Origin of the sequence: Okeania sp. KiyG1 (assembly GCF_014132355.1) — a bacterium.
In the GTDB taxonomy this organism is placed as follows: Bacteria; Cyanobacteriota; Cyanobacteriia; order Cyanobacteriales; family Microcoleaceae; genus Okeania.
Map to the genome: position 1 here is coordinate 39,462 of NZ_BLZO01000066.1, position 25,380 is coordinate 64,841.

Below are 25,380 nucleotides of genomic sequence, written 5' to 3' on the forward strand. Positions count from 1 at the left end.
ACTATATATAAATAAAAATAACTATTGGACAATAGTTAAATCAAACATTAATCTGCTGAAACTCAGCGATCGCTCTCGCGGAACGGATGTTCTATCGCTTCTGTTGACTATATATAAATAAAAATAACTATTGGACAATAGTTAAATCAAACATTAATCTGCTGAAACTCAGCGATCGCTCTCGCGGAACGGATGTTCTATCGCTTCTGTTGACTATATATAAATAAAAATAACTATTGGACAATAGTTAAATCAAACATTAATCTGCTGAAACTCAGCGATCGCTCTCGCGGAACGGATGTTCTATCACTTGAGTGTGACTGTATATAAATAAAAATAACTATTGGACAATAGTTAAATCAAATATCCATCTGCTGAGACTGAGCGATCGCTCTCGCGGAACGGATGTTCTATCACTTGAGTGTGACTGTATATAAATAAAAATAACTATTGGACAATAGTTAAATCAAATATCCATCTGCTGAGACTGAGCGATCGCTCTCGCGGAACGGATGTTCTATCGCTTCTGTTGACTATATATAAATAAAAATAACTATTGGACAATAGTTAAATCAAACATCCATCTCCTGAAACTCAGCGATCGCTCTCGCGGAACGGATGTTCTATCGCTTCTGTTGACTATATATAAATAAAAATAACTATTGGACAATAGTTAAATCAAACATCCATCTCCTGAAACTCAGCGATCGCTTTCCTCTGATATCTAAATTCAACATAACTATTGGACAATAGTTAAATCAAACATCAATCTGCCGAAACTCAGCGTTCGCTTTCCTGTGACTGTATATAAATAAAAATAACTATTGGACAATAGTTAAATCAAACATCCATCTCCTGAAAATCAGCGATCGCTTGACTGTGACTTTATCTAAACTCAACATAACTATGGCTTGCTGATTAAATCAAACTAGGGCTGTAAAAGTTCTCACAAAATCATTTTCCGTGTTTTTTTCCTAAAAACATCTTCCCTGTTCCCTGTTCCTTGTTCCCTACTGTTACAAAAAGTCTATATCTTTTTCGGAGATGTATAATAATTGTAGGTAAAAATTATCTTCAAATCAGACAAACATGATTCTTAAATATTGGAAACATTTTTTACTAGGATTATTCCTAGCTTTTGCCATTGCAGCTTGTGGTTTTTTTAACACAAGTTCAAAACAGGCAAAATTACCTATGGTAGACCTAATAATTACTCCTCCACTACCGGAGTGGATAGAACAAATTAGTCCGACGGGAGAAGCAGAACTTTTAAGTCAAATTCGGATTCGGTTTAAAGAAGCTTTAATTCCTTTGGAAACTTTAGATTCTCTAGAACAACAGGAGAAACTTAAAAAGTTTGAAATTTTCCCAGAATTACCGGGTGAATTTCGATTTTTGACTCCGAAAATGGTTGGTTTTCAACCTGCGGAGGCTTTGCCAAAGTCTACGCGAGTAAAGGTTACTTTGAAGGCTGGTTTATCCGACCTGAAAAATAATCAATTAGATGAAGATTTGGCTTGGACTTTCAATACTGAACCAGTTAAATTAACGAATTTACCAACTACTAAGCAGCAAAATAGAAGACCACAACCAATTGATATAAATCCGACGTTAAATTTTACTTCAAATGTGGAGTTGGATGTAAGTTCAATTGAGGAAAATTTAAAATTTTTACCAGCAGGAGAAACAGAAACTTTACCTTTGACGGTTAGTTTAGAAACATTGGAAACTAATGAAGAGGAAGAAGAAGTTTTTACAGAAGAATTTGACTCTTCATTCCGTCAGTGGAATTATTTAATTACTCCTCAAGCTACTCTAGAAAAGGGTACTAAATATCGTCTGGAATTTGACTCAGGAATTGAACCTGTAAAAGGTAATTTACCTAGTCAAACACCTTTTGTCAGTGAAGTAGAAACTTATTCTGCTTTTGAATTTTCTGAACTGAAATTTTCCCAGGGTGGCGGCAGATTTGTTAAAGGTAATCCTATGTTGGAATTTAATCATGGTGTTGTACCTGAATCAGCATTAGAAAATATTACGATTGAACCGGAACCAAAAGAGACAAAAAATCTGATTCAAGCTTATGATGACTATAACATTGTTAGTTTCAATCCTTGGGCGTTAGAACCAGATACAAACTATACAATTACTATCGGCGCTAATCTCAAAGATAAATTCGGGCAAGTATTAGAAAAGCCTGTTGTTTTAAATTATCAAACAGGGGATTTAGTCGGAAATCTTTCGGTACCTGCGGGATTACATATATTTCCTTCTAGTCAGGATTTACAATTAAATATTTCTACAGTAAATTTGCCAGAGTCGGAATACAAAGCGGCTTATCAAGTTGTTAAACCAACAGATTTGGTTTACGCAGAATCGGCTTATCCCAGAAGAGATAGAAAAAATTTATTACCAGCAAATGAAAAGTGGAAAAATTACGCTGTTTCTGGAGAAAAAAACCAGATTAAAGAAGTAGCAGTTCCTCTCAGAGAACAACTAGGCGGTCAGACAGGAATGTTGGCTTATGGAGTAAAAGCACGGACGAGTTCTTATCAAGAAAATGGTGAACAAAAATGGCAAGAACCAAAATTTTATGGATTGGTACAACTGACTAATTTGGGAGTATTTGCTCAGTGGTTTCCAGAGTCGGGAATTATTCGGGTAAATCATTTGGATGATGGTGCGCCAGTTGTGGCGGATGTGGAGATTTATCAATCTCAATTAAATGCTAAATCTCAACCTAAAGCTACTGCTTGTGCCACGGGAAAAACTGATAAAAATGGTTTACTTGCCCTCAATAAAACGGACTTACAAAAATGTATGAATGGTCGGCGTTTTTCCCAAGCACCGGAATTATTAGTAATTGCCAAAGAAAAGGAAGATTGGGCTTTTGCTAGAACGAAAGAATATAGTGGTACTTATGGTTATGGGATTTATTCTGGTTGGGATAGTGGCAAGGCTGAGTCGCGGGGTACTATTTTTTCTGATAGAGAACTTTATCAACCAGGGGAAAAAGTTTGGTTGACTGGAGCTGCTTATTATTTGGAAAATGGTAACTTGAAACAAGCGGAAAATATGGATTATCAAGTAACTATAAATAATCCAGATGGAAATAAGACAAATTTAGGTACTCAGACTACTAATAAATTTGGTACTTTCTCTCTAGAAATTCCTCTAGATAATAATCAACCACTCGGTTTTTACAATGTGGAGGCTAAGGGAGAAAATGGCATAGAATTTTACGGAGAATTTCGCGTTGCTGAATTTAAACCACCTAATTTTCAGGTAGACCTAAAACTGAATAGAGAAGTTGCTTTGATTAATGAACAAATAGTGGCGGAAGCTGAAAGTAATTATTTGTTTGGTTCTCCAGTACAAGGAGCAAAGGCTAAATATTATGTAACTCGCCAAAAGACAGAATTTACTCCTGAAAATTGGCAAGAATTTTCTTTCGGTCGTCAATGGTTTTGGCCGGAAGAAACACCGACTATTCCTAATAATGTATTGGAAAAAAATGTGGTGTTAGATAATAAAGGTGGGGATAATCAAATATTTACTGTCGGAAAAGACTTGCCATACCCAATGACTTATCGAGTAGATGTGGAAGTGACAGATATATCTAATCTTTCTGTGGCAGATACTCAAACATTTACTGCTCTACCAAGTAACAAATTAATAGGTCTAAAAAGTAAATTTGTGGCCGATGCTAATAAAAATTTTCCGGTAGAAGTTATTGTCACCGACTCTCAAGGAAAACCACTTTCTGGGGAAAATATTCAACTGGAATTACAACAAATGGAATATAGCAGCGTCACTCAAGTAGTGGCAGGTAGTCGCAACCCAAAATATCAAGTCGAATATAAAACTGTTGCGAGCCAGAAAGTCAAAAGCGACAATAAACCCAAAACCGTCAACCTCACCCCCCCAGAATCAGGTAGTTATCGCATCCGCGCTAATTTTGCCAATGCTGAAAATGACATTACTGGCACCGATATTCAAATTTGGGCAACTGGAACAAACCGCGTTTATTGGGGAGGTCGCAACGAAGACCGTCTGGAAATTAAACTCGACAAAGACACCTACAAACCAGGAGAAACAGCAACCGCTTTAATTCAGTCGCCCTATCCAGAAGGGGAATTATATTTTGCCGTCGTCCGCGACAAACCACTGTATGAAAAAATCGTCAAAGTTATAGGTGGTGCGCCAGAAATTCAGTTTCAAGTGACAGAAGATATGTTGCCCAATGCTGCGGTAGAAGCAGTATTAGTGCGGCAAGGTCAACCACTCGCAGAAGTGGAACCGGGAACTGTGGAAAATTTGATGAAAGTTGGTTTTACTCCATTCAAAATTAATTTGGCAGACAAATACTTAAATGTAGAAGTCACACCCCAAGATCCTGAAACACAACCGGGAGCTATGCAGACTGTGGAATTGGCAGTTAAAAATAATCAAGGGCAACCTACTAAAGGTCAGTTTACGGTAATGGTCGTAAATGAAGCAGTCTTGCAACTAAGCGGTCATCGTCCCCCAGACTTAGTCGAGACCGTTTACGCTGAACAACCAATATCAACCACCTTCAACGATAACCGTCCCGAAGTACAAATGGAGGCCATGTCATCCGCTCTGAGAAAAGGTTGGGGTTATGGCGGCGGCATATCATCTGCTGCATCTAGCACCCGCATTCGTACAGACTTTCAATCTTTAGCTTATTACAACGGTTCTGTAATTACAGATAATAAAGGTAAGGCAACGGTGACATTTAAAATGCCAGACGATCTGACAACTTGGCGCGTGATGACTGTTGCCACAGATGGGAATTTGCATTTTGGCAACGGGGAAGCAACTTTTGTCACGACTCAACCATTAATGTTAAATCCAGTTTTGCCTCAGTTTGCTCGTATCGGCGATAAATTTGAGGGTGGCGTAACAGTTACGAATAATACTGGCAAAAAAGGAAATCTGAAAATAGATGGGGAAGTTAGTCAGAATATTTTATTTGCCGAAAATTCCCAAACTACCCAAATTTTTCAAACCAGGACAGACTCAGGCACCAACGCTTACCGTTTCCCGATGGAAGCAAAACAAGCGGGTGAGGCAAAAGTGCAATTTACCACTGACCTGAATAACCGCAACACAGATGGGTTTGAAATTTCATTACCCGTGCAGTCCTTAGCAGCAAGTGAAAGTGTTGTAGAGTCTGGAACAACTGACTCTCAAGTGCAAATTCCACTGAATATTACAGAGAATGTAATGCCAGATGTCGGAGGTCTAGAAATTTCCATAGCAAGTACATTAATACCAGAAATTACAGCCCCCGCAAAAGCAGTGTTGAAAAAAGACCAATTACCATTTTTAGAGCCTACCGCCAGTCAATTAGCGATCGCCTCCAACCTCCAAATATTGGGTGAGAAATACGAACAAGCATTTGTAGACTTCAACCCAGAACAACAGGCAAAACAAGCATTAGAAAAATTAGAAAAGTTGCAACTGCCAGACGGAGGTTTTGGTTATTATCCAGGATGGGAAAAATCCAATCCTTATCTAACACCCTATGCAGCAGAAGCGATCGCCCAAGCCAAAAAAGCATTTCCAGATTTAGTAAATGAGGAAATGGTAAGTAGTCTGCGGAATTACTTAAACGACATTTTGGCAGACCCAGGCAAAGATGAATATTGCAGCGAACAACTCTGTAAAAATCAAGTGCGCTTAGACCTTTTAATGGCATTGTCAGAATTAGGCGACACCCGCAATAGCTTCCTATCAGATATTTATCAACAACGGGAGAAATTATCTCAGGTAGACCAAATAAAACTAGCGCGCTATATATCCACCTTCCCCAAATGGCGCAAACAGTCAGCAGAAATGTATAACGAAATTCAGGAAAGCGTCTATGAAACCGGACGTAGTGCCACATTGAATATACCGCAAACCTGGGGATGGCTCAATTCAACCACCGCTGCTCAAGCACAAGCATTGCAACTATTTATTACCCGCGATGCCAAACCAGAAATATTAGACCGACTATTACAAAGTCTGCTCAACCTCCGACGCGATGGCACCTGGCACACAACCTATGATAACGCCCAAGCATTGACAGCATTAGTTACTTATAGCAATACCCAACCAGCACCACCGAATTTTGTCGCCACCGCAAAATTATCCGGTCAACAATTAGATGCTGCCCGTTTTCAAGGTTATGAAAATCCAAATCTCTCTTTGAATGTAGCAATGGATGGGTTGCCAAAAGGAGAATCAGATTTAGTCTTGGAAAAATCTGGAGAAGGCAAATTGCACTATTTAGTCGAATACAGTTATCGTCTCCCAGGAAACCAACCAGGAAAGTATAACGGTTTGCGAGTAGCACGGGAAATTCGTTTGGCAAATGAAGAGGAAATTTTGCAACGCATGGATCTATCTGAAGTGACGTTACCATTAGATGTCAGTGCAGGGCAAGTCTTTGATATTGGCATCGAGGTTATTACAGACCGCCCCGTAGACCATGTAATTATTCGTGATCCACTGCCAGCAGGTTTAGAAGCAGTTGACACCAGTTTCCAAACCGCCACTTCTGCAGTGAAGGCAAAAGCAGATAGTTGGCAAATAGGATATCAACAGATATATCGCGATCGAGTCGAAGCTTATGCAGACCGTTTAAACCCCGGTGTGTATAGCTTACATTATTTGGTTAGGTCAGTGACTCCCGGAACATTTATTTGGCCTGGAGCAGAGGCGCGGTTACAATATGGGCCCGAAGAATTTGGGCGATCGGCAACAGCTACATTAGTTGTGAAGTAGGATGTGACTTTAGGGTTTTAGGGTGTGCAATGCATACCCTAATTAGGGCTTGCTGATTAAATCAGAAAGTTTTGAAAAATAAAGGTTTCAGCCTTTTTAAAACCAAAAAAGTGCCAGCTTTTAGGTCTAAAAAGCTCAAAAAGTTAGCATTTTGAGCAGATAAGGACAGAAAAATCAGGGGACAATTCTTCCTCCTACCTCCTCTATAATTCCCCTAACTCCTGACTCCTGACTCCTGACTCCTACCCCCACCGGAGACGGATGTCTTTTCCCCTTACATTCACAGCTAAATTAACTTTGCTTTCTGGAAAATTTGCAGAGGAGTTAAACTTAACTCAGGTAATAAATCATCCCCTAAACTATCTTCCCCTTGCTTCGTTTGTGGAGGAGAATCTGGATAAAAAACGGTGATTTTCTTAACTTCTGTATCAATTAACCAAACAAGGGATACCCCTGCTTTTAGATAAGCTTCCGCTTTCTCACTAAGGTTACTAAAAGATTGAGCAGGTGATATAATTTCTATGACTAATTCAGGGGGAATGGGGCAAGCATCATCTTCTAATTCAATCTCCCCTAACTTATCATAAGATATATAGAGTAAGTCTGGAATCGGACACCAATCTTTGTCATCTCGTTTTAAGCGAACACACCATTCGATACCAACTTCCCCTTTATCTTGATTCCAATCTTCAAGAATTGAGGATAAAGCAAGTGTTACACGGGAATGAGAACGTTTGGGTGACATTTTTTGAATTAATTCTCCATCGAAATATTCATACTTTTCACTAGCTAAAGGGGATGACAAAAATTCATCCAGTGTGAGCCTTTTTTCTTGGATAGCAGTCTTGGACATCCTTATAATTCTCCTAATTAATTAAGTAGAGTTAATACAGTATAATGTTCTTGACACTCTCACCGTTAAATCACAGCTCCTAGCTCCGCGCATAACACTATGCAGATTTTTCAGCTTTGGGTTTCTTCTCAAACACGGTATAAAGTAATTTCTATATCAAGTCGTTTGAGAAAATCAAGTAGTTTCCCTTCACTAAACCTTTGAAATTCTCCATTCATCAAATGAGATACTTCTGATGGAGAAATATTTAGAATTTCACTAATTTTATCCTGTTTAAGATGACGTTTTTTCAACAAACGTATTACCTGAATACCTATTTTTCCTCGTGTAAAAAGTTCGTTTGCATCGTCTAAAGCAATATCGGCAAATACATTACCACTACTTTCTTCAAAAATTTGCTCTTGTCTCATTTTTACTGATCCGCTAAACTAATAAGAAATAATCACCAGAAAAAAACTATGGCTAGCGTTATAGAACAAGCACTAACTAAACTATCTCAACTACCAGAAAAGCAACAAGAAGCTATAGCTTATCTCATCCTAGCAGAAATAGAAGACGAGAAAAAATGGGCAGAAAATTTTGCTAATTCTCAACACCAACTCGCCCAACTTGCTGAGGAAGCGATCGCCGAGTTTAAAAAAGGTAAAACTAAACCTTTAAACTTCTGATGAACTCTCAAACTACCTCTAAATTTTGGAAGGCATTTAATAAGCTTCCTGAGTCTGTCCAAGAAACTGCCAAGGAAACCTACTCATTCCCCACTCCACCACTGGGGGTCCATCTGTATAGGCCAATCCTCTTCCTCCTCTCGGCGCTTCCGCTTCCTCTTCTCTTCCTCCTCTCGGCGCTTCCGCTTCCTCTCCTCTTCCTCCTGGCGCTGCCGTTGCTGCACTTCCCGTAACCTCTCAATCCTTGTCAGCCTCTCCAACTCTGCTTCGTAAACCTCTCGCTGCTGTTGCTGCACCTCCCTCAACATCTCAATATAATCCCTCACTAACTCCTGGGGAAACCATTCTTGGTCAAACTCCCCTTTCAACTGAAATAAACGCGGTTCGTAACTCGCGGTGGCATCAATATAAAGATAATACAAATCTGCCGTAAAAGCAGCCAACAACTTGTGAACCATGACAATAATCTGTCTAATAATCAGCAAGCTCTCATCGTTATCAACACCCGCCTCCTTAAGTTTTTGCCACGCTTGTTTCCAATTCCATGCCTGCATCGGCAGCAGCGACACTTTATCATCGCACAATTCCCAATATCCAACATGGAAATTCACCTTGTAATCCCTAACTTGGGAATAAAGCACCACCGTCGGCACTGGTGCTAAAAGCTTGTATAACTGTTCCACCTGAGTATCGAAAATCGGTTCTTTGAAATAATCCCCGTAAAACTTCACCGGACAAGGAGAGAAGTTTCCTGTCTGTGGATTCAAAGGATAATATTGATGCAGAAACTCCTTTACATCATTCTGGATGTCGGTTTCCAGTTCATCGTGAAAAGACTCTGGGCAACTTCTGCTGATTTTCGGTGGCGATGCCAGCACCAACAACCGATATTGTTGCTGCCCCTTACGCAAAATATCCTCCGTTTCCTGGCGACTCAACTTCGAGAACCAATTCTCCAAATCCCAAATCGTTTGAATTTCTGTCAGTTTTACCTCAATTGTCTTAGCGTGCAACTCGCGCATCAACTCCCGTTGCAGGCGAGCAAGTTCGCGCCGATCCTCTAAATCTTGTTGCTGGAGTTGCAATTCTTGATATTGAAATCCCAGGGCAAGCTTCTCTCTTTCTTCTCGTCGCTTGAGATATCCAGACTGTGCTTGTATCCATTCAGCTTGTTCCTTAGTTTGTTGGACAATAGAACTTGAATTATTAGTTAAGCTATTAACAAAGCCTGTAGCTAATCCCTCACCAGCACTTCGGGCAACATCACAAAGCAACTTGCTAACTGCAGCAAGAGTTATTGGGTCTGCCATACAATCCAACCTCCTTTTCAAAATAGCAGTATTTTTAGGATACTATATTATTATACTACCTTGAAAAAATTAGATGATAAAAAACAATGAATAGGGAACAAATATTACTCAATAAATGGCGTACTTTACCATCAGAAAAACAGCAAGAAGTATTAGATTTAGTCGAACAACTTTATCGACAAAACCAGGACATTAATCAGGCAAATATTTATCAACCTAAAACAGATATTGGTAAAAAATTATGGGAAATTCGTTGTCAAGCACTGACTGAGAAATCTAAGTTACTAAGTTGGGATGAAATAGATGAAGAGATATCAGAAAGTAGGGGTAAAAAGCAGTGAATTTCACCAAAACTTATATAGATTCTGGCGTACTTATTGCAGCATTTAGAGGCATAACATCCGTCGCAATAAAAGCAAGAGAAATTCTTGATGAACCCCAACGAGAATATGCCACCAGCTCGTTTGTAAAATTATATAGAATCCGGATAATTACTATAGCCAAGTCATTGCGACTGGAACGGAGTGGAAGGAAGCAATCTCAGGGGTGCGTGGAGATTGCTTTCCTGACGGAATGCTCCGCAAACGCTGCCGCTCGCAATGACGAGTGTTCAATCGGATTTTATATTAGAAGTATTACCCAAAGATATTTATAATAAACAACTAGCTGAAGTTAATTTTTATGAAACATTTTTTGCAGGTTGTACTATCTGGGCAAACGAACTAGAAAAGATTGTATAATCTGCCCAAAAATTAGCTTCTGATTTTGGTATAAATGCAATAGATGCTCTTCATGTTGCTGCTGCTATTTCTGTAAATGCTGATGAATTAATCACAACAGAAAAACCAAGTAAACCTATGCACCAAGTTACTCAGATTAAGGTAATTTCAATTTATCAATAACAGCAATTTGAAAAAAGAATGTTACCGAGAAATTGTGGTTTAAACCCTCCCCTTTTAAGGGGAAAAAAGAAAAATTTTTTCCTTTGAGTCAATCCTCTCCTTGAAAAGAAGAGGTAATTATTAATTATTAATTATTAATTATTAATTATTAATTATTAAAAGAACCCCTTCTAAACATTTACTGCTGATTGCTGAGTGCTGATTGCTTATTGTCAAAAACTATGTTCTTTTTCTCCTAATAACTTCCCTAATCTTTGAAAAACCTGAAACTTCAAGGAATTCAAATCGCAAGTCACCCGCGAAAAATTGTCATCGAAATGGGCAGGTCCGGCATTTGTTAGAGTATAGCTATGAGATGTTAATGAGGTAGTTTTCAGCTTTCCTGATAACTGGAAACTACCACTTTTATGAGGGTAAGGCCAGAAAAAAGCCGATGATATCAGAGAAATAATTTTAAAATCTGGGTCTTCTTCGCAAAGTAACTCCGCTGACATAGAACAATGTACGTCACCAGATAGAAAAACTACCCGTTTAATTTTATTGGTGCGGATAAATTCCAAAAGTTCGGTGCGTTGGTGCAAATATCCACTCCATTTATCTAGCCCAGTCTTTTTAAAGTCTGGGAAAAATGGAACTGCAGAGGCAACAAACTTTACTCGCTCTGACCCATCTGCTAGCCATTTTTTTAAAGCTTCAAACTGATCTTCATTAATTATTTCTCGCTCTTCAAATGCTGGATCGGAGGATTCTGCTTCGTCACGCTCTGTGCGGGTATCGGTTACAAAAAAGTCACAGCATCCGTCTGTAAATTTGTACCAGAGTTTTGAGGGCGAACCAATAACATCAGCTTTGTCATCTACAATCTCAAATAACGGACTGTGACTCATCTGATAGGTAATGTAAGCATGAATTGCTACAGGGAATAGAGTCACCCAATCCTTCGACGATGCTTTGGACGGCCAATTATCCTCAATTTCGTGGTCGTCAAGGGTCATGTAGGTAGGAACTTGTGCCATCAGTTCGCGAATATGGGGTTGGGTAAAGGTCTCTTGATAGCGACTAAAAAACTCCTCAATTGTGCGATCTGCACCGATAGCATTGAGGTCGTCGGCATAAATTTGGTCTCCTACCATGAGCAAGGAATTAGTAGTTGTACCAGAGTTTATTTGTTTGAGAATAGATTCAAAAGTTTTGTCGCCGCGATCGTCAAACCAAGAACCAAATAATTTTAGCAGATAACGACAAGAACCAAAAACAAATGAGCGACTCTTTTTCGGATCTGTGGAAGCAGTCTGAAATTGTTTGGTATGTGCTTTCGACCAATCAAGCTTTATGTTTGCTTGGTCTACTTCCTCTTTTTTTTGCAAAAAATAGCCAATTTGATATTCATACTCTGTTTCTGAGGATAGTTCTTCGAATACTGCTACTCCGGAGGTATCAAAAGCAGGAGACATCTTGAAGAAGATGGGGGGGTCATAGTCTGAGGAGTCTAGGGCACGAATTCGGGCGACTCCTACACAAGGGAGAACACTTTTTTTGTTTCTAGACAGTTTATATTCGCCACGACCAAATATGCGTGCAGTGTCGCCCGTGACTGCACCCAGGATCGGACCAGTGGTTAAAGGTTTTACTTTCATTGTCTATCTAAATAGTATGCTTTTTAAGCTATTGTATAGTATCGTTATTCTTTGATTAAGTCAATGCTCTATGAAAAAACTATCTGTTAAAATATAATTGTATTTAACCCACATTCCGCAGGACAAAATGTAGTATTTAACAGCGAGAAAACTTGAGTTAAGTATTTATACTGTTCAAAAATACTTTTTCGGTGTAGCTGAGTGTAAATTCAACCATGAGTGTGCCGAAATATGAGGTCTGAAGGAGAACTTAATCAATTAATTTTCTATAGAAATGAAGCAGCTCATGGAGTTGTTGTTCAGATTCTAGGAACTCAATAATTACTAGATTTAGGTTATTTTATTAAAGCTTTATGTCAAGCCTTAGCAGAATTAGTAATTTATCAGATAATTCAAAAGCAAACTTCTACAGGTAAAGCTAAAGAAATTGGTGAAATTACAAGATGGTTCGATCAAAAAAAAGCAGTAATAGCAAGAATTAATAATAGTAGCTTGTCTATAGGAACAAATGTTTTTTTTAGTCAGCGAAACATCTTTATCTTGTCGCTTGGCTATAATTGAGAGTATTAAAATTAATGATATTTCCCAATAAAGTATAAAAATAACCAGTGAAACTGAAGTTGGTTTAAAGTTTGATATAGATGCTAAAAAGGATTTAAAATTTATATAATAGTTGAAAATAAAAGAGAATAAAAGCCATGAAAAATGCTGCATATAATCGTAAATTGCGTGTCATAATAAATATTTTAGTCTCAATTCGGAAGTGATAATTATGCCAAATCTAACAACAAAAGACTTAGAAAAATTAACCACAGAACACCCAGACCATCAAATGGAATTAGTAGGAGGAGAAATCATAATTATCAGTCCGTCAGGTCTAGAGTCAGAAGAAGTCGCAATAGAAATAGCTGCACAGTTACGCAACTGGGTACGACCTCGGAAACTAGGTAGGGTGACAGGTTCCAGTGCAGGTTTTCGTCTGCCAAATGCAGATGGAGATGTTCGCGCTCCGGATGCTGCTTTTATTCGGAGCGATCGCCTACCTCAGACTACAGAAAATTATGCCGAAATAGTACCTGACCTAATTTTTGAAGTCAAATCTAAAACTGATTCTGTAGCCAAACTCCAAGAGAAAATTCAACAGTTTCTCACTTATGGCACGACTGTAGGAGTATTAGTAGACCCCGCACTCGCACAATGGAAGTATATCGTCTCAATACGGAGAAAGTTGTGCTTGGGGATGGGGATGTTTTACAAGTACCAGAATTGTTACCAGGGTGGGAGTTAGCTGTGGTTGAGGTTTGGGCACCGGAATTTTAAGATAGCATTCGTCATCTCCTTCATGGACGGGAGCAAGATGCTCCCGCTACTAAACAAATGACATAATGCAGGACTTACCCACGGACACGCTTATCAAGAGGGCGAATGCCATTTGCTAACGCAAAGCTCCGCTAACGCCCCTACAGATGACGTTTTCAAGGTTAATTTGCGTAAGTCCTGATAATATTTATATTGGGAAATAATTTTAATAACTATGCCAAATCTAACCATAAAAGACTTAGAAAAATTAACCACAGAACACCCAGACCATCAAATGGAATTAGTAGGAGGAGAAATTATCATTATGAGTCCGTCAGGTCTAGAGTCAGAAGAAGTCGCAATAGAAATAGCTGCACAGTTACGCAACTGGGTACGACCTCGGAAACTAGGTAGGGTGACAGGTTCCAGTGCAGGTTTTCGTCTGCCAAATGCAGATGGAGATGTTCGCGCTCCGGATGCTGCTTTTATTCGGAGCGATCGCCTACCTCAAACTACAGAAAATTATGCCGAAATAGTACCTGACCTAATTTTTGAAGTCAAATCTAAAACTGATTCTGTAGCCAAACTCCAAGAGAAAATTCAACAGTTTCTCACTTATGGCACGACTGTAGGAGTATTAGTAGACCCCCGCACTCGCACAATGGAAGTATATCGTCTCAATACGGAGAAAGTTGTGCTTGGGGATGGGGATGTTTTACAAGTACCAGAATTGTTACCAGGGTGGGAGTTAGCTGTGGTTGAGGTTTGGGCACCGGAATTTTAAGATAGCATTCGTCATCTCCTTCATGGACGGGAGCAAGATGCTCCCGCTACTAAACAAATGACATAATGCAGGACTTACCCACGGACACGCTTATCAAGAGGGCGAATGCCATTTGCTAACGCAAAGCTCCGCTAACGCCCCTACAGATGACGTTTTCAAGGTTAATTTGCGTAAGTCCTGATAATATTTATATTGGGAAATAATTTTAATAACTATGCCAAATCTAACCATAAAAGACTTAGAAAAATTAACCACAGAACACCCAGACCATCAAATGGAATTAGTAGGAGGAGAAATTATCATTATGAGTCCGTCAGGTCTAGAGTCAGAAGAAGTCGCAATAGAAATAGCTGCACAGTTACGCAACTGGGTACGACCTCGGAAACTAGGTAGGGTGACAGGTTCCAGTGCAGGTTTTCGTCTGCCAAATGCAGATGGAGATGTTCGCGCTCCGGATGCTGCTTTTATTCGGGGCGATCGCCTACCTCAAACTACAGAAAATTATTCCGAAATAGTTCCAGACCTAATTTTTGAAGTTAAGTCTAAAACTGATTGTGTAACCAAACTCCAAGAGAAAATTCAACAGTTTCTCACCTATGGCACGACTGTAGGAGTATTAGTAGACCCCCGCACTCGCACAATGGAAGTATATCGTCTCAATACTGAGAAAGTTGTGCTTAAGGATGGTGATGTTCTACAAGTGCCAGAATTGTTACCAGGGTGGGAATTAGCTGTGGTTGAGGTTTGGGCACCGGAATTTTAAGATAGCATTCGTCATCTCCTTCATGGACGGGAGCAAGATGCTCCCACTACTAAACAAATGACATAATGCAGGACTTAACGCACGGACACGCTTATCAAGAGGGCGAATGCCATTCGCCCCTACATACGACATAATATTTATATTGGGAAATAATTAATAACTATGCCTACGATAAGCAATTTTCCCTTCTGCTTTCTGCCTTCTTCAATTAAAACTTGTAGTTGCGATCGCGTACCCATAAACTAACAGGTACTGCTTGGCCTTGAGAACTAACTTTTACTTCTACTACAAAAGGTATTTCACCTTCTAAATTAACAGTAGTTTGTGCTGCTCGAATATTCTGATTAATATCTTCGCGTTTATCTTCAGGCATATAATAAGTTTCTAAGCCATATTTAATTGTCCGACCATTAAATTTTCCTTGAATAGCTATTTGATTATCTGGCAAATTTTGAGGCTTTTTTGCACTTACATCTACAGGTTTCCATACTTTGGGAATGCCTAAATTTTCTGTTGTTTCAGGTGCAGCTAAAATCACATAAATATCAGTTGGATTTTGTGTAGAAAATTTTCCTGAACTTTCCAATTCAAATTTATTCCAACCAGGAAGTTTATTCAAATTATCTTTGCGGGATATATCATAATTTAAAACTTGATAATAACCCCGTAAAAAATCATAGGGGTCTAAAGGTACAGTTTGCAAAACTACAGTTCTACCTGTAATCGTAGTATAAATAGCTTGAGCTGGAATTGACAAAATTAATGCTAACTGTACAGTTAATGGCAGAATAAATCGCCAAATTGGCATCTGATTTTTTGAAGATTTTGTTTGATTAATAGGTGGGTTTAATTCTTCAGAATAATCAGATTCTTTAGTTGATAAATTGCTTTGATTAAAAGGGTTGATAAATTTCATGTTAATTCTCTCTTTTTTTAGGGAACAGGGAATAGGGAATAGGGAACAGGGAATACCAATTTTATCAATGTTTGCTACATTTTCGCATTGCGGGGGACCCACCCTAACCCCTCCCAGGAGGAAATAGGGGAGTGGGTAGGGACGTTGCATAAGGGCATCCGTACAGGGAGAGGTAAAAATAAGAATAATTAACAATAACTGGCTAATAATTATCAAAAAAATATTCAGTCTGTGTTAATTACTTAATAATTAAAGTGTCGCTTAAATATAGCATTCTTTTTTCAAATTTGTAGAACAGGGAATAGTGGAAAAAACATTGCCTAGTCTAAGATTCATCATTAGCATAACTCCTAACGGTTCTGGCTATTGTTATAATACCAATTTAGAAAAAGAATGTTACGAATAATAAGGGCAGTAGGGACGGATGGCCATTCGCCCTTTAACTCCTAAGAAATAACCTAGTTATTTGTAGCAAATATTTATCAAATTGTTATAACACTCAATACTTCACACCTAATTCTTACAACCTCAAATAAAATTGGCATTAAAAAGCGTTTCGGTCCGGAATACTCCGCAAACAGATACCATTATCTATACACAAATTTTTAGGCTGTTAACGCAGTTCCTCCGCAGGAGGCTAGCTAATAGCTGATAGCTGATAGCTAGTTAATTCTTAGATAATAAGTGGCGTTCAAACCATAAACCAGCAGCGATAACTCCTACACCACATAAAATAAATACAAAAGATTTAAGTAATAATTCGGTATTATACTCAAAAGTGCGACAGAGAATTTGTAAAGTTAGTAATACCAAACCACCCCAGAAACCTCCTCTAATTCCTCGCATCAATCCAATTCTAATTAAACCTGCTGCTAAGAGAAACATTTCTATATTGATTATAAAAGTTGCTATTTCTGGAATTTCATTGATACTTAGATGCCAGAAACATAATATTGTAGTTACAACAATGAAGCCTAAAATCACACTACTGACTGAATCTAATTGCCAACGATGAGAATTTGTTCTATTAGTTCGTGCTAAATTAAACCATTCCCAAACAGAAAAACCTATAAATATTAGAACTTCAATTAAAGTCAACCAACTAAATTGTAATGATGTATTTCTATTCCTCAAATTTTCAGTTAAAACATAATTCCAAACTCCCCGAAAAGATAAACATAAAAATCCAATACTCAAGTACCAAATAGCTAAACTTCTGGCTAATGGTTTAAAAAATTGACTATCTATTTTAGGCAAAATAGTATCGTCATACCCCCATAATAAAGCTGGTGGTAAAGTCAAAGCGATCGCTCCCCAAAAACCATTATTTGATAAGTCAAAAATTTGCCACAAACTAATTTCTAGAGCTAGTAATAAGATCGATGTGGCGAGAAAAAAAATAATCTTGGAACTGCACCAATAAGCTAGTGGCATTAACAATAATACTGCCACCAAAGCCATATATTTGATAATTGCCTCTAACCAGGAAAATTCCACTGAATCAAATATAGTTGATAAACCCATTAAATAGCCTAATCCGATTAATAGAATCGCAATAATTCCCAGACTTTCTAGTTGTAAACTATAAGCCATTACCAAAACTCCCAATCCCCAAACAATGTATAATCCGTAGGGAGAACCACCGATATGAAACATTTGAGCCATTAATGCTATATTTGCCCCTAAAATTAACGCTCCAAATATTAAAAGTCCGTGACCTAATCTTTGTTTTTTACTGGTAGTATTCGGTAGATTATTTGGCTGTCGCCAGAGATAAAAACCGCAGGTATTAACTAAGATAAATAGAGTTAATAATAGAAGTGTTTTGATTTCTCGCGACCACTGTTGCCAGTTAGCAGAAACAAAAGTGATAATACCTAATCCTAAAAGAATACCACCTAGAGAAATTAAAATAGTGATAAAACGAGCACTGGCAGTTTCCTCCAAAGCATCAAACTGGTATCGCTCTGATAGTTGTTGATAAAAACGATCGCTAATTAATTCTTCTGTTTGCCATAGTTTTGCTTCTTTACGGAGCTGGCGACGAAACTTTTCTGTAATCATTATTATTGCTAAATTAAGTAATATAAATGGTAGTACATCAGCAAAATTTTTACCAAAACTTTTACTACAAAATTTCTCCACCAGGCATAGTAGTATTACCAACAATAGCATTTTCAACATCTATAGAAGAACATATATCTCTTTTTAAATCGTAGTTTGCACCTTTGAAATTAGCATTTTTTAGGTTTGCACCTTCAAAATCGGCATTTTCCAGATCGGTATCTGTCAAATTAGCGCCAATTAATATTGCATCAACTAGATAAGCAGTGTACAGACAAGCTTCATTAAGATTAGCACCACTTAGATTTGCTCGTTCCAAATCTGAATTGCTTAAGTTGGCTCCTCTAAGATTTGTTTTCCTTAAGTTTGCTTCAATCAATGTAGCCTCGCTAAAGCTTGCTCTTTCTGCGTTCGCGTTACTGATATCAGCCCCACTCAGATCGCAATTACTAAAACTTGCCTTATAGAGATTTGCCCCCTTCAAGCAAGCTCCTATCAAGTTCGAGTGGCAAAAGATGACATAATCAAGGTTCGTATCTGTAAGGTTAGCACTTGTAAAATTAGAATAACGGAGATCGAGACGCTTTACAGAAGAACCACTGAGGTTGACACCACTGAGGTTGACACCACTAAGATCGACTTTCTGAAAATCTTTTTCTCCTTCGACCAACCTTCTGAGAAATTCTTGTGCATCCATAAATTTTATCCTAATATAGCTCTATATCATCAACTATAGCCAAAATGCATTACCCGATCGCCAAGTCAAACTGTTAATGCAGTTGCCAGACAGAAGTACATTCAGTGGAAAACGCGACTACGCTATCCTTAGACTACTTTGGGATAATGCTTTGAGACGAGGAGAAATAGCAAGATTAAATATTAGTGACGTGAACTTAAGCGATCGCTTCATCTGAATACAGGAAAAAGCTACACAAACAAATAGCGCGTAATATAATTCAAAATAGAAAAATTTTAATAGTAGTTGAGTATGAAGTTGAAAAGATTAGGCCATGTAGCTATATGTGTACAAGACGTTGACAAAGCAGTAGAGTTCTATCAAAATCTGGGCATGGAAATAGCTTGGAAAGATGCTGATTGGGCATACCTGAAAGCTGGTGATGATGGACTAGCACTTTTGAGTCCTGGATATGACCAAGCAGGGCCACATTTTGGGTTCGTGTTTAGCGATCGCTCAGAAATGGAAACCGCTTACGAACAGCTCAAAGCCCAAAATATCCAAGTCTCCCCTGTTCATGAACATCGAGATGGCACAGCTTCCTTTTACGGTAGAGACTTAGATGGTAACTGGTTTGAATACCTATACGAACCCGAAGCCATAGTTAATAATTAATAATTAATAATTAATAATTAATAATTAATAATTAATACAGCGTTTTCCGTTGTTATGAGGTACAAAATTTTAGGTTTGAGGGAACAGGGAACAGAGAACAGGGAACAGAAAAGAATAAAAACAACTGTACCTCATAGCTTCGGAAACTGCTTTCATTAATGGATAATGGATAATGGATAATGGATAATTACCTCTGGTTAAAACCGCTACGGAATTGAATATAAGGAAATATTATTTCTTCTCTTAGTCGATTGGATATGGCGAGGAGACCGTTCCCTCCGGGACGCTACGCGTTAACGTAGTTGTGCGGTAGCAAACGCCATCCCTCGACCGCTTGTTTCTCCTTTAAAGCAGAGGCATTTTACCTTAATTATTCGCTAAAAATAAGAATAATTAATGCTAACTACCTAATAATTATCAAAAAAGTTATTCGGCATAAGTTAATTACTTAATAACTGAAATGTTACCTAAGCATAACATTAATGTATAGGAATTGGTATTAGACTCTTTCTACTCCCTGCTTACCGTCAGGAGCATCACTAGACCGGGCATTTTCAACCTGTCTCTCAAGAACATATAAATTTTATAGCAGTCGCCATTACTCTATTTGACATATCAAAAGCTTAAAACTCAGACAATGCCAGATTTTCCTAACTTTGGCCCTATCCCAGATAACTAAAGCTTCCTTCCTTCTTCCTCCTTCCTTCTTCCTTCTTCCTTCTTCTTTCTGCCATATCAAAAAAAAAATTTTAATTTATGCAGAGATCCTACTCAAATATATGTATTAATTATCAGGAGTATTCTAAAGTCTAAAATATCTGCATATTAAAAGATGACCCAGAAATTAGTATTAAGAAATCGCAGAAAATCGCCCCTCTCAAAATGGGGCAATATGGATTGGTCTCTACTGCTGATCTATATAGGAATGACCACTTTTGGTGGAGTAATGATCCAAAGTGTCGAACGAAACCAGGGGTTGACAGATTGGTGGCAACACTGGCTCACAGGAGGAGTAGGCCTAATATTGGCCTTAATTATTGCTCGTTGTCGTTATGAAGTTTTAATTAACTGGAAATGGGTAATTTATATTTTAACCAATCTTTCTTTGGGAGCTGTACAACTTATTGGTACTTCAGCTCTGGGGGCACAAAGATGGATTAATGTTGGTGGTTTCCACGTTCAACCCTCAGAATTTGCCAAGGTAGGAATAATTATTACCTTAGCGGCAATACTTTCGTCTCAGACTAGGATAAGGCTATTAGGCTTTTTTAAAGTTTTGATTATTACAGCCATACCATGGTTTTTAGTATTTATAGAACCCAACCTCGGCACATCTTTAATATTTGGTGCAATTACCATGGGGATGATGTACTGGGGAAATGTTAATCCTGGTTGGTTAATATTGCTTGTCTCTCCTATTTTTTCAGCCATTCTTTATACTATCTATTTCCCTGCTTGGGTTGCGTGGATCGCTTTGATGGCCTTAATCTCATGGCGGACTTTACCTTGGAATTGGTTATGGATGCCTATAGTTACTGGAATTAATATTGTCTCTGGAAATATTGGGCAAATATTATGGAATTTGCTCAAGGATTATCAAAAAGACCGACTAACAGGATTTCTAAATCCAGAACAAGACCCCCTGGGTACGGGATATCACCTAATTCAATCTCGTATTGCTATTGGTTCTGGACAAATGTTTGGTAGGGGGCTATATCAAGGTACTCAAACTCAACTAGACTTTATCCCAGAACAGCATACAGATTTTATTTTCTCGGCTATTGGTGAAGAGTTGGGTTTTGTTGGTTGTATCATAGTACTTTTAGCTTTTTGGTTTATTTGTCTGCGGTTGGTTATTATTGCTCAGACTGCTAAGGATGATTTTGGTTCTCTCATCGCCATTGGAGTATTATCGATGTTAGTATTCCAAGTTTTTGTGAATATTGGGATGAATATTGGTTTGGCTCCTGTGACTGGTATTCCACTACCATTACTTAGTTATGGGCGATCGGCTTTGTTGAGTAATTTTATTGCCTTGGGGTTGGTGGAGTCAGTGGCTAATTATAGTGCCAAAGATAGGCAAGGTTTTTGACAACCTCACATCAAAAGTCAAAAGTCAAAAGTCAAAAGTTAAAAGTTAAAAGTTAAAAGTTAAAAGTTAGAAGTTAGAAGTTAAAAGTTAAGAGTTAAAAGTTAAAAGTTAAAAGTTAGAAAAAAATTATAGTGGTCAATAGTAGTAAACGATTCATTAAGTATTTATGCTTAATATTTAACTGAGAATTTGACTCCTGATCGAGGTCATTTCAGTTATCAGTTATCAGTTATCAGTTATCAGTACCTCTGTCTGTTTGCGCAGTATGACAAAGGTCAAGTCAGAGGCTTGAAAATACTGAATCGAATATTTTTTCATCCCCTTAAAAGGGGAGGCGCATACACCTATTTTTTGGTAAATGAAGATAATTTATATAGTATAAATACTTAAGCAAGCTACGGATTTTATACTGATTTTCATGTTACAAATTGAAGTGCGAAATGTGGGTTAAAATATCACTTCTGACTTTTGACTTTTGATGGGGAGTAGGAGAGCTGATACCATTTCAATTAAATAATTTCACAAATAGGTAGAGGTTTTAAGTACTTAAAATATCACTTCTAACTTCTAACTTTTGACTTTTGACTTTAAATGGGGAGTAGGAGAGCTGATACCATTTCAATTAAATAATTTCACAAATAGGTAGAGGTTTTAAGTACTTAAAATATCACTTCTAACTTCTAACTTTTGACTTTTGACTTTAAATGGGGAGTAGGGGAGCTGATACCATTTCAATTAAAAAATGTCGCAAATAGGTAGAGGTTTTAAGTACTTAAAATATCACTTCTAACTTCTAACTTCTAACTTCTAACTTCTAACTTCTAACTTTTGACTTTTGACTTTTGACTTTTGACTTTTGATGACTTTTGACTTCCGAAATATTTTGCAATAATTGTAGTATAGTATAATTCATAGTACATAATACTTTATATATATTATTCAGCTTTGATTCAATCCGAGACTTTAGAATTACTGGAATGGCCTCGCTTGTGTCAGCACTTGGCCACTTTTACAGCAACGAAATTGGGTGCGATATTGCTCCGCAACTCTAGGACTTTTAATATTGGCGATCGCCAAAACACGACTAATTATTTACCAATTCCGTCAACAAAAGCGGAAACTATACAACTATTAGCTGAAACTAAGGAAGCTTATGTACTAGAAACTCGTCTTCCACAGGGTTTGTCCTTTGATGGTATTGAAGACTTTGGAGATTCTCTGGAAAGAGCAGAACTAGGTGGTATACTTTCTGGACGTGAACTTTTAGCTATTGCAACAACTCTATCTGGTGCTCGTAAGTTACGTCGGACAATTGATAATTATGAATCGGAATATGAGTTGTCAGTTTTACCAGAATTAGTAGCTGAGTTACGCACTTATCCAGAACTAGAACAGGAAATTCACCGCTGTATAGATGACCGGGGGGATGTTACAGACCGAGCAAGTCCGAAACTAGCGGGGATTCGAGAAAAAATGCACCATTTGCGCGATCGCATTGATGGGATACTTCGAGGCATTTTACAACGGAAAGCTAGTGCTATTCAACAACCAATTATTACTCAAAGGAGCGATCGCTTTGTAATTCCTGTCAAAGCTCCTCAAAAGGATGCTGTACCTGGTATTGTTCACGATACATCGACAACAGGCTCTACATTATACATTGAACCCAATGGAGTTGTCAACCTCAATAACCAAATACGACAACTACAGCGTCAGGCCCAAAGAGAAGAGGAAGCGATTCGGCAAGCTCTCACAGAACAAGTGGCAGAAGTCAAGGAGGACTTGGAGCAGTTACTGATAATTGCTACTACAATTGACCTTGCTACAGCTCGCGCTCGTTATAGTTTATGGTTAGGAGCAAACCCTCCTCAATTTACCGAGCCAGATTCTGATCGCCCTGTGAATATCCGTCAATTGCGACATCCGTTGTTAGTTTGGCAACAGCAATACGAAGAAGGAAATGATGTTGTACCTATTGATGTGACGGTAAAATCTCCAGTTAAAGTTGTGGCAATTACGGGCCCGAACACTGGAGGTAAAACTGTTACCCTGAAGACCTTGGGGTTAGCTGCACTGATGGCAAAAATAGGATTATTTATACCTGCTAATGAACCTGTGGAGTTGCCGTGGTTTGAACAAATCTTGGCTGATATTGGTGATGAGCAGTCTTTAGAACAAAGTTTATCTACTTTTTCTGGTCATGTTCGACGTATTATTAGGATTTTAGAAGCAATAGATGAGGATGAAAATCAAGAAAATTCTGATTTATCTTCTACCCTGGTTTTGTTAGATGAAATTGGTGCTGGTACAGATCCTACTGAAGGTAGTGCTTTAGCAACTTCTATTTTGCAATATTTGGCGGACAATGCACTATTAACTGTGGCAACTACCCATTTTGGAGAACTGAAAGCTCTCAAATATGACGATGCAAGGTTTGAAAATGCTTCTGTAGAATTTGACATCAATTCCCTACAACCTACATACCGTCTACTGTGGGGAATTCCAGGGCGTTCTAATGCTATGACTATTGCTGGCAAGTTGGGTTTAAAACAGGAGATTATTTATAGAGCGCAAGATTATGTGGGAGGAAATTCTGAGGATGTGAATCAGGTAATTGCAGGTTTGGAAGCTCAAAGACAGCAACAGGAAACAAAGGCGAAAGAAGCTTCTGAGTTACTACAAGAAACTGAGTCTTTACATCGGGAAGTTTCGAGAAAAGCTGCTGCGCTTAAGGATCGAGAAAGAGATTTACAGTTGTCGCAAGAGTTGGCAATACAGGAAAAAATTGCTGAAGCAAAGGCAGAAATTGCTGCGGTAATTCGGAATTTACAACAGGGTCCGTTAACCGCTCGAAATGCTCAGAAAGCTACGGAAGCTATTAATGAAATTTCTGAGAAATATTTACCTTCTCGTACTGTCCCTGTGAAGAAACCGAATTTTATGCCTAAAGAGGGCGATCGTATTCGGATTCCCAAAATTGGGCAAACAGCAGAAGTGTTGAGCGCTCCTAATGAGAATGATGAGTTAACTGTTAAATTTGGGATTATGAAAATGACAGTTAGTTTGGCAGAAGTGGAGTCTCTTGATGGTGAAAAAGCAGAACTTTCTAAAAAGAGTAAAAATGTGGAGGTACAAAAGAGTAAGAAGTCAGAAAGTAAGTCTAAAGAAGCTCAACCGGAGATTACTTCTAGTGGTTTAGCTGTTCGTACTGCTAAAAATAGTATTGATATTCGTGGCAGTCGGGTTGCAGATGCTCAAATTGAGGTAGATAGGGCACTTTCTCGGGCGATCGAATATGGTTTGTTGTGGATTATTCATGGTAAAGGTACTGGTAAATTGAGACAGGGTATCCATGAGTTTTTGCAGGATCATCCGTTGGTGGAGCGTTATGAGTTAGCGTCTAAAAATGACGGCGGTAGTGGGGTAACTATTGCTCATTTAGTGTAGTGCGTCATTTCAGTTATCAGTTATCAGTTATCAGTTATCAGTTATCAGTTGTAAGGGGAAGTGAGGGAGTGGCTCACACAGATTATGGCACGGATACACTGATACGGAAGGGAGTAGGGGAGTGGCTCACACGGATTACGGCACGGATATACGGATACGGAAGGGAGTGGGGGAGTGTGGGACGTAGATATCAGAATAATTACAGCAGATTTCATCAGGTGTGAGGTACATTCTTCGCGGGCAAGATGCCCGCACTACCAACATTTTAACGTTAATATTTGTACCTCTTATGCGAGGAATCTGCTGTAACAATAACTGGGGTGCTAATTATCAAAAAATTATTCAATTAATAATTGGGTAGTGGTTCATTGTAATGATATAGCTAGTGGGAGCATCTTGCTCCCATTCTAATTGTTCCTTATATCATGTCCGTTTATATCGTTTGTGTAAACCCAAGGGTGAATATCTACAGGAAATTTAGGTTTTTTCTTGCGAGGGT

19 protein-coding genes are annotated in these 25,380 nt (G+C 38.3%); 11 read left to right on the forward strand and 8 right to left on the reverse strand.

The window, feature by feature from the left end:
* The first annotated feature begins 1,089 nt into the window (after positions 1-1,089).
* Positions 1,090-6,795 (forward strand): MG2 domain-containing protein, encoded by a 5,706-nt coding sequence (locus SAGCYANO_RS13740; protein ID WP_237396142.1) that lies wholly within the window; start codon positions 1,090-1,092, stop codon positions 6,793-6,795.
* A 286-nt stretch (positions 6,796-7,081) separates the two neighbouring features.
* Here the strand turns inward: SAGCYANO_RS13740 and SAGCYANO_RS13745 are convergent, their stop codons facing one another.
* Together SAGCYANO_RS13745 and SAGCYANO_RS13750 are read right to left on the reverse strand one after the other, a co-directional pair.
* Positions 7,082-7,648 carry a Uma2 family endonuclease gene (locus SAGCYANO_RS13745; protein WP_202220589.1) on the reverse strand — a complete coding sequence of 189 codons (567 nt, stop codon included), beginning with the start codon at positions 7,646-7,648 and terminating at the stop codon, positions 7,082-7,084.
* 128 nt (positions 7,649-7,776) lie between these two features.
* Complete coding sequence (locus tag SAGCYANO_RS13750; RefSeq protein WP_202220590.1) at positions 7,777-8,058, reverse strand: helix-turn-helix domain-containing protein; 282 nt, start codon at positions 8,056-8,058, stop codon at positions 7,777-7,779.
* Between the two features lie 48 nt (positions 8,059-8,106).
* On the opposite strand from SAGCYANO_RS13750, the gene SAGCYANO_RS13755 reads away from it, so the two are divergent.
* Positions 8,107-8,316: a hypothetical protein gene (locus SAGCYANO_RS13755; protein WP_202220591.1), complete on the forward strand. Its 210-nt coding sequence runs from the start codon at positions 8,107-8,109 to the stop codon at positions 8,314-8,316.
* Positions 8,317-8,399: 83 nt separating this feature from the next.
* Here SAGCYANO_RS13755 and SAGCYANO_RS13760 read toward each other — a convergent pair whose 3' ends face one another.
* Positions 8,400-9,626: a hypothetical protein gene (locus tag SAGCYANO_RS13760; RefSeq protein ID WP_202220592.1), complete on the reverse strand. Its 1,227-nt coding sequence runs from the start codon at positions 9,624-9,626 to the stop codon at positions 8,400-8,402.
* 86 nt (positions 9,627-9,712) lie between these two features.
* On the opposite strand from SAGCYANO_RS13760, the gene SAGCYANO_RS13765 reads away from it, so the two are divergent.
* Together SAGCYANO_RS13765 and SAGCYANO_RS13770 are read left to right on the forward strand one after the other, a co-directional pair.
* Entirely contained in the window at positions 9,713-9,967 is a 255-nt protein-coding gene (locus SAGCYANO_RS13765) for a hypothetical protein (protein WP_202220593.1), read from the forward strand.
* 258 nt (positions 9,968-10,225) lie between these two features.
* Positions 10,226-10,366: a hypothetical protein gene (locus tag SAGCYANO_RS13770; RefSeq protein ID WP_202220594.1), complete on the forward strand. Its 141-nt coding sequence runs from the start codon at positions 10,226-10,228 to the stop codon at positions 10,364-10,366.
* Between the two features lie 374 nt (positions 10,367-10,740).
* Here SAGCYANO_RS13770 and SAGCYANO_RS13775 read toward each other — a convergent pair whose 3' ends face one another.
* The gene (locus tag SAGCYANO_RS13775; RefSeq protein WP_202220595.1) at positions 10,741-12,165 is read right to left on the reverse strand and encodes an alkaline phosphatase; all 1,425 of its coding nucleotides are present in this window, start codon (positions 12,163-12,165) and stop codon (positions 10,741-10,743) included.
* Positions 12,166-12,937: 772 nt separating this feature from the next.
* Here SAGCYANO_RS13775 and SAGCYANO_RS13780 point away from each other — a divergent pair.
* The 3 genes from SAGCYANO_RS13780 to SAGCYANO_RS13790 all read left to right on the forward strand — a co-directional run bounded on the left by SAGCYANO_RS13780 (position 12,938) and on the right by SAGCYANO_RS13790 (position 15,011).
* Positions 12,938-13,453: a Uma2 family endonuclease gene (locus SAGCYANO_RS13780; protein ID WP_307785883.1), complete on the forward strand. Its 516-nt coding sequence runs from the start codon at positions 12,938-12,940 to the stop codon at positions 13,451-13,453.
* Positions 13,454-13,699: 246 nt separating this feature from the next.
* Complete coding sequence (locus tag SAGCYANO_RS13785) at positions 13,700-14,248, forward strand: Uma2 family endonuclease (RefSeq protein WP_202220596.1); 549 nt, start codon at positions 13,700-13,702, stop codon at positions 14,246-14,248.
* Between the two features lie 214 nt (positions 14,249-14,462).
* Entirely contained in the window at positions 14,463-15,011 is a 549-nt protein-coding gene (locus SAGCYANO_RS13790; RefSeq protein ID WP_202220597.1) for a Uma2 family endonuclease, read from the forward strand.
* A 208-nt stretch (positions 15,012-15,219) separates the two neighbouring features.
* Here the strand turns inward: SAGCYANO_RS13790 and SAGCYANO_RS13795 are convergent, their stop codons facing one another.
* The 3 genes from SAGCYANO_RS13795 to SAGCYANO_RS13805 form a co-directional block, all read right to left on the reverse strand.
* Positions 15,220-15,927 (reverse strand): GDYXXLXY domain-containing protein, encoded by a 708-nt coding sequence (locus SAGCYANO_RS13795; RefSeq protein WP_202220598.1) that lies wholly within the window; start codon positions 15,925-15,927, stop codon positions 15,220-15,222.
* 666 nt (positions 15,928-16,593) lie between these two features.
* On the reverse strand, positions 16,594-18,093 hold the full coding sequence (locus tag SAGCYANO_RS13800) for a DUF2157 domain-containing protein (RefSeq protein ID WP_307785884.1): 1,500 nt from the start codon (positions 18,091-18,093) through the stop codon (positions 16,594-16,596).
* Positions 18,056-18,688, reverse strand: a complete 633-nt coding sequence (locus SAGCYANO_RS13805; protein WP_202220600.1) for a pentapeptide repeat-containing protein — start codon at positions 18,686-18,688, stop codon at positions 18,056-18,058. Before SAGCYANO_RS13805 ends, SAGCYANO_RS13800 begins: the two co-directional genes overlap by 38 nt.
* Positions 18,689-18,716: 28 nt before the next feature.
* Between SAGCYANO_RS13805 and SAGCYANO_RS13810 the strand changes: the two genes are divergently transcribed.
* Positions 18,717-18,905, forward strand: a complete 189-nt coding sequence (locus SAGCYANO_RS13810) for a tyrosine-type recombinase/integrase (protein WP_375339926.1) — start codon at positions 18,717-18,719, stop codon at positions 18,903-18,905.
* Positions 18,906-18,979: 74 nt separating this feature from the next.
* Positions 18,980-19,342: a VOC family protein gene (locus tag SAGCYANO_RS13815; protein ID WP_202220602.1), complete on the forward strand. Its 363-nt coding sequence runs from the start codon at positions 18,980-18,982 to the stop codon at positions 19,340-19,342.
* A gap of 598 nt (positions 19,343-19,940) precedes the next feature.
* On the opposite strand, the gene SAGCYANO_RS13820 is transcribed toward SAGCYANO_RS13815, so the two are convergent.
* The gene (locus SAGCYANO_RS13820) at positions 19,941-20,081 is read right to left on the reverse strand and encodes a hypothetical protein (protein WP_202220603.1); all 141 of its coding nucleotides are present in this window, start codon (positions 20,079-20,081) and stop codon (positions 19,941-19,943) included.
* A 93-nt stretch (positions 20,082-20,174) separates the two neighbouring features.
* Here SAGCYANO_RS13820 and rodA point away from each other — a divergent pair, with 93 nt between their 5' ends.
* Together rodA and SAGCYANO_RS13830 are read left to right on the forward strand one after the other, a co-directional pair.
* Positions 20,175-21,434, forward strand: a complete 1,260-nt coding sequence (gene rodA, locus SAGCYANO_RS13825) for a rod shape-determining protein RodA (RefSeq protein ID WP_202220604.1) — start codon at positions 20,175-20,177, stop codon at positions 21,432-21,434.
* 945 nt (positions 21,435-22,379) lie between these two features.
* Complete coding sequence (locus tag SAGCYANO_RS13830; RefSeq protein ID WP_202220605.1) at positions 22,380-24,881, forward strand: endonuclease MutS2; 2,502 nt, start codon at positions 22,380-22,382, stop codon at positions 24,879-24,881.
* Positions 24,882-25,380: the final 499 nt, after the last annotated feature.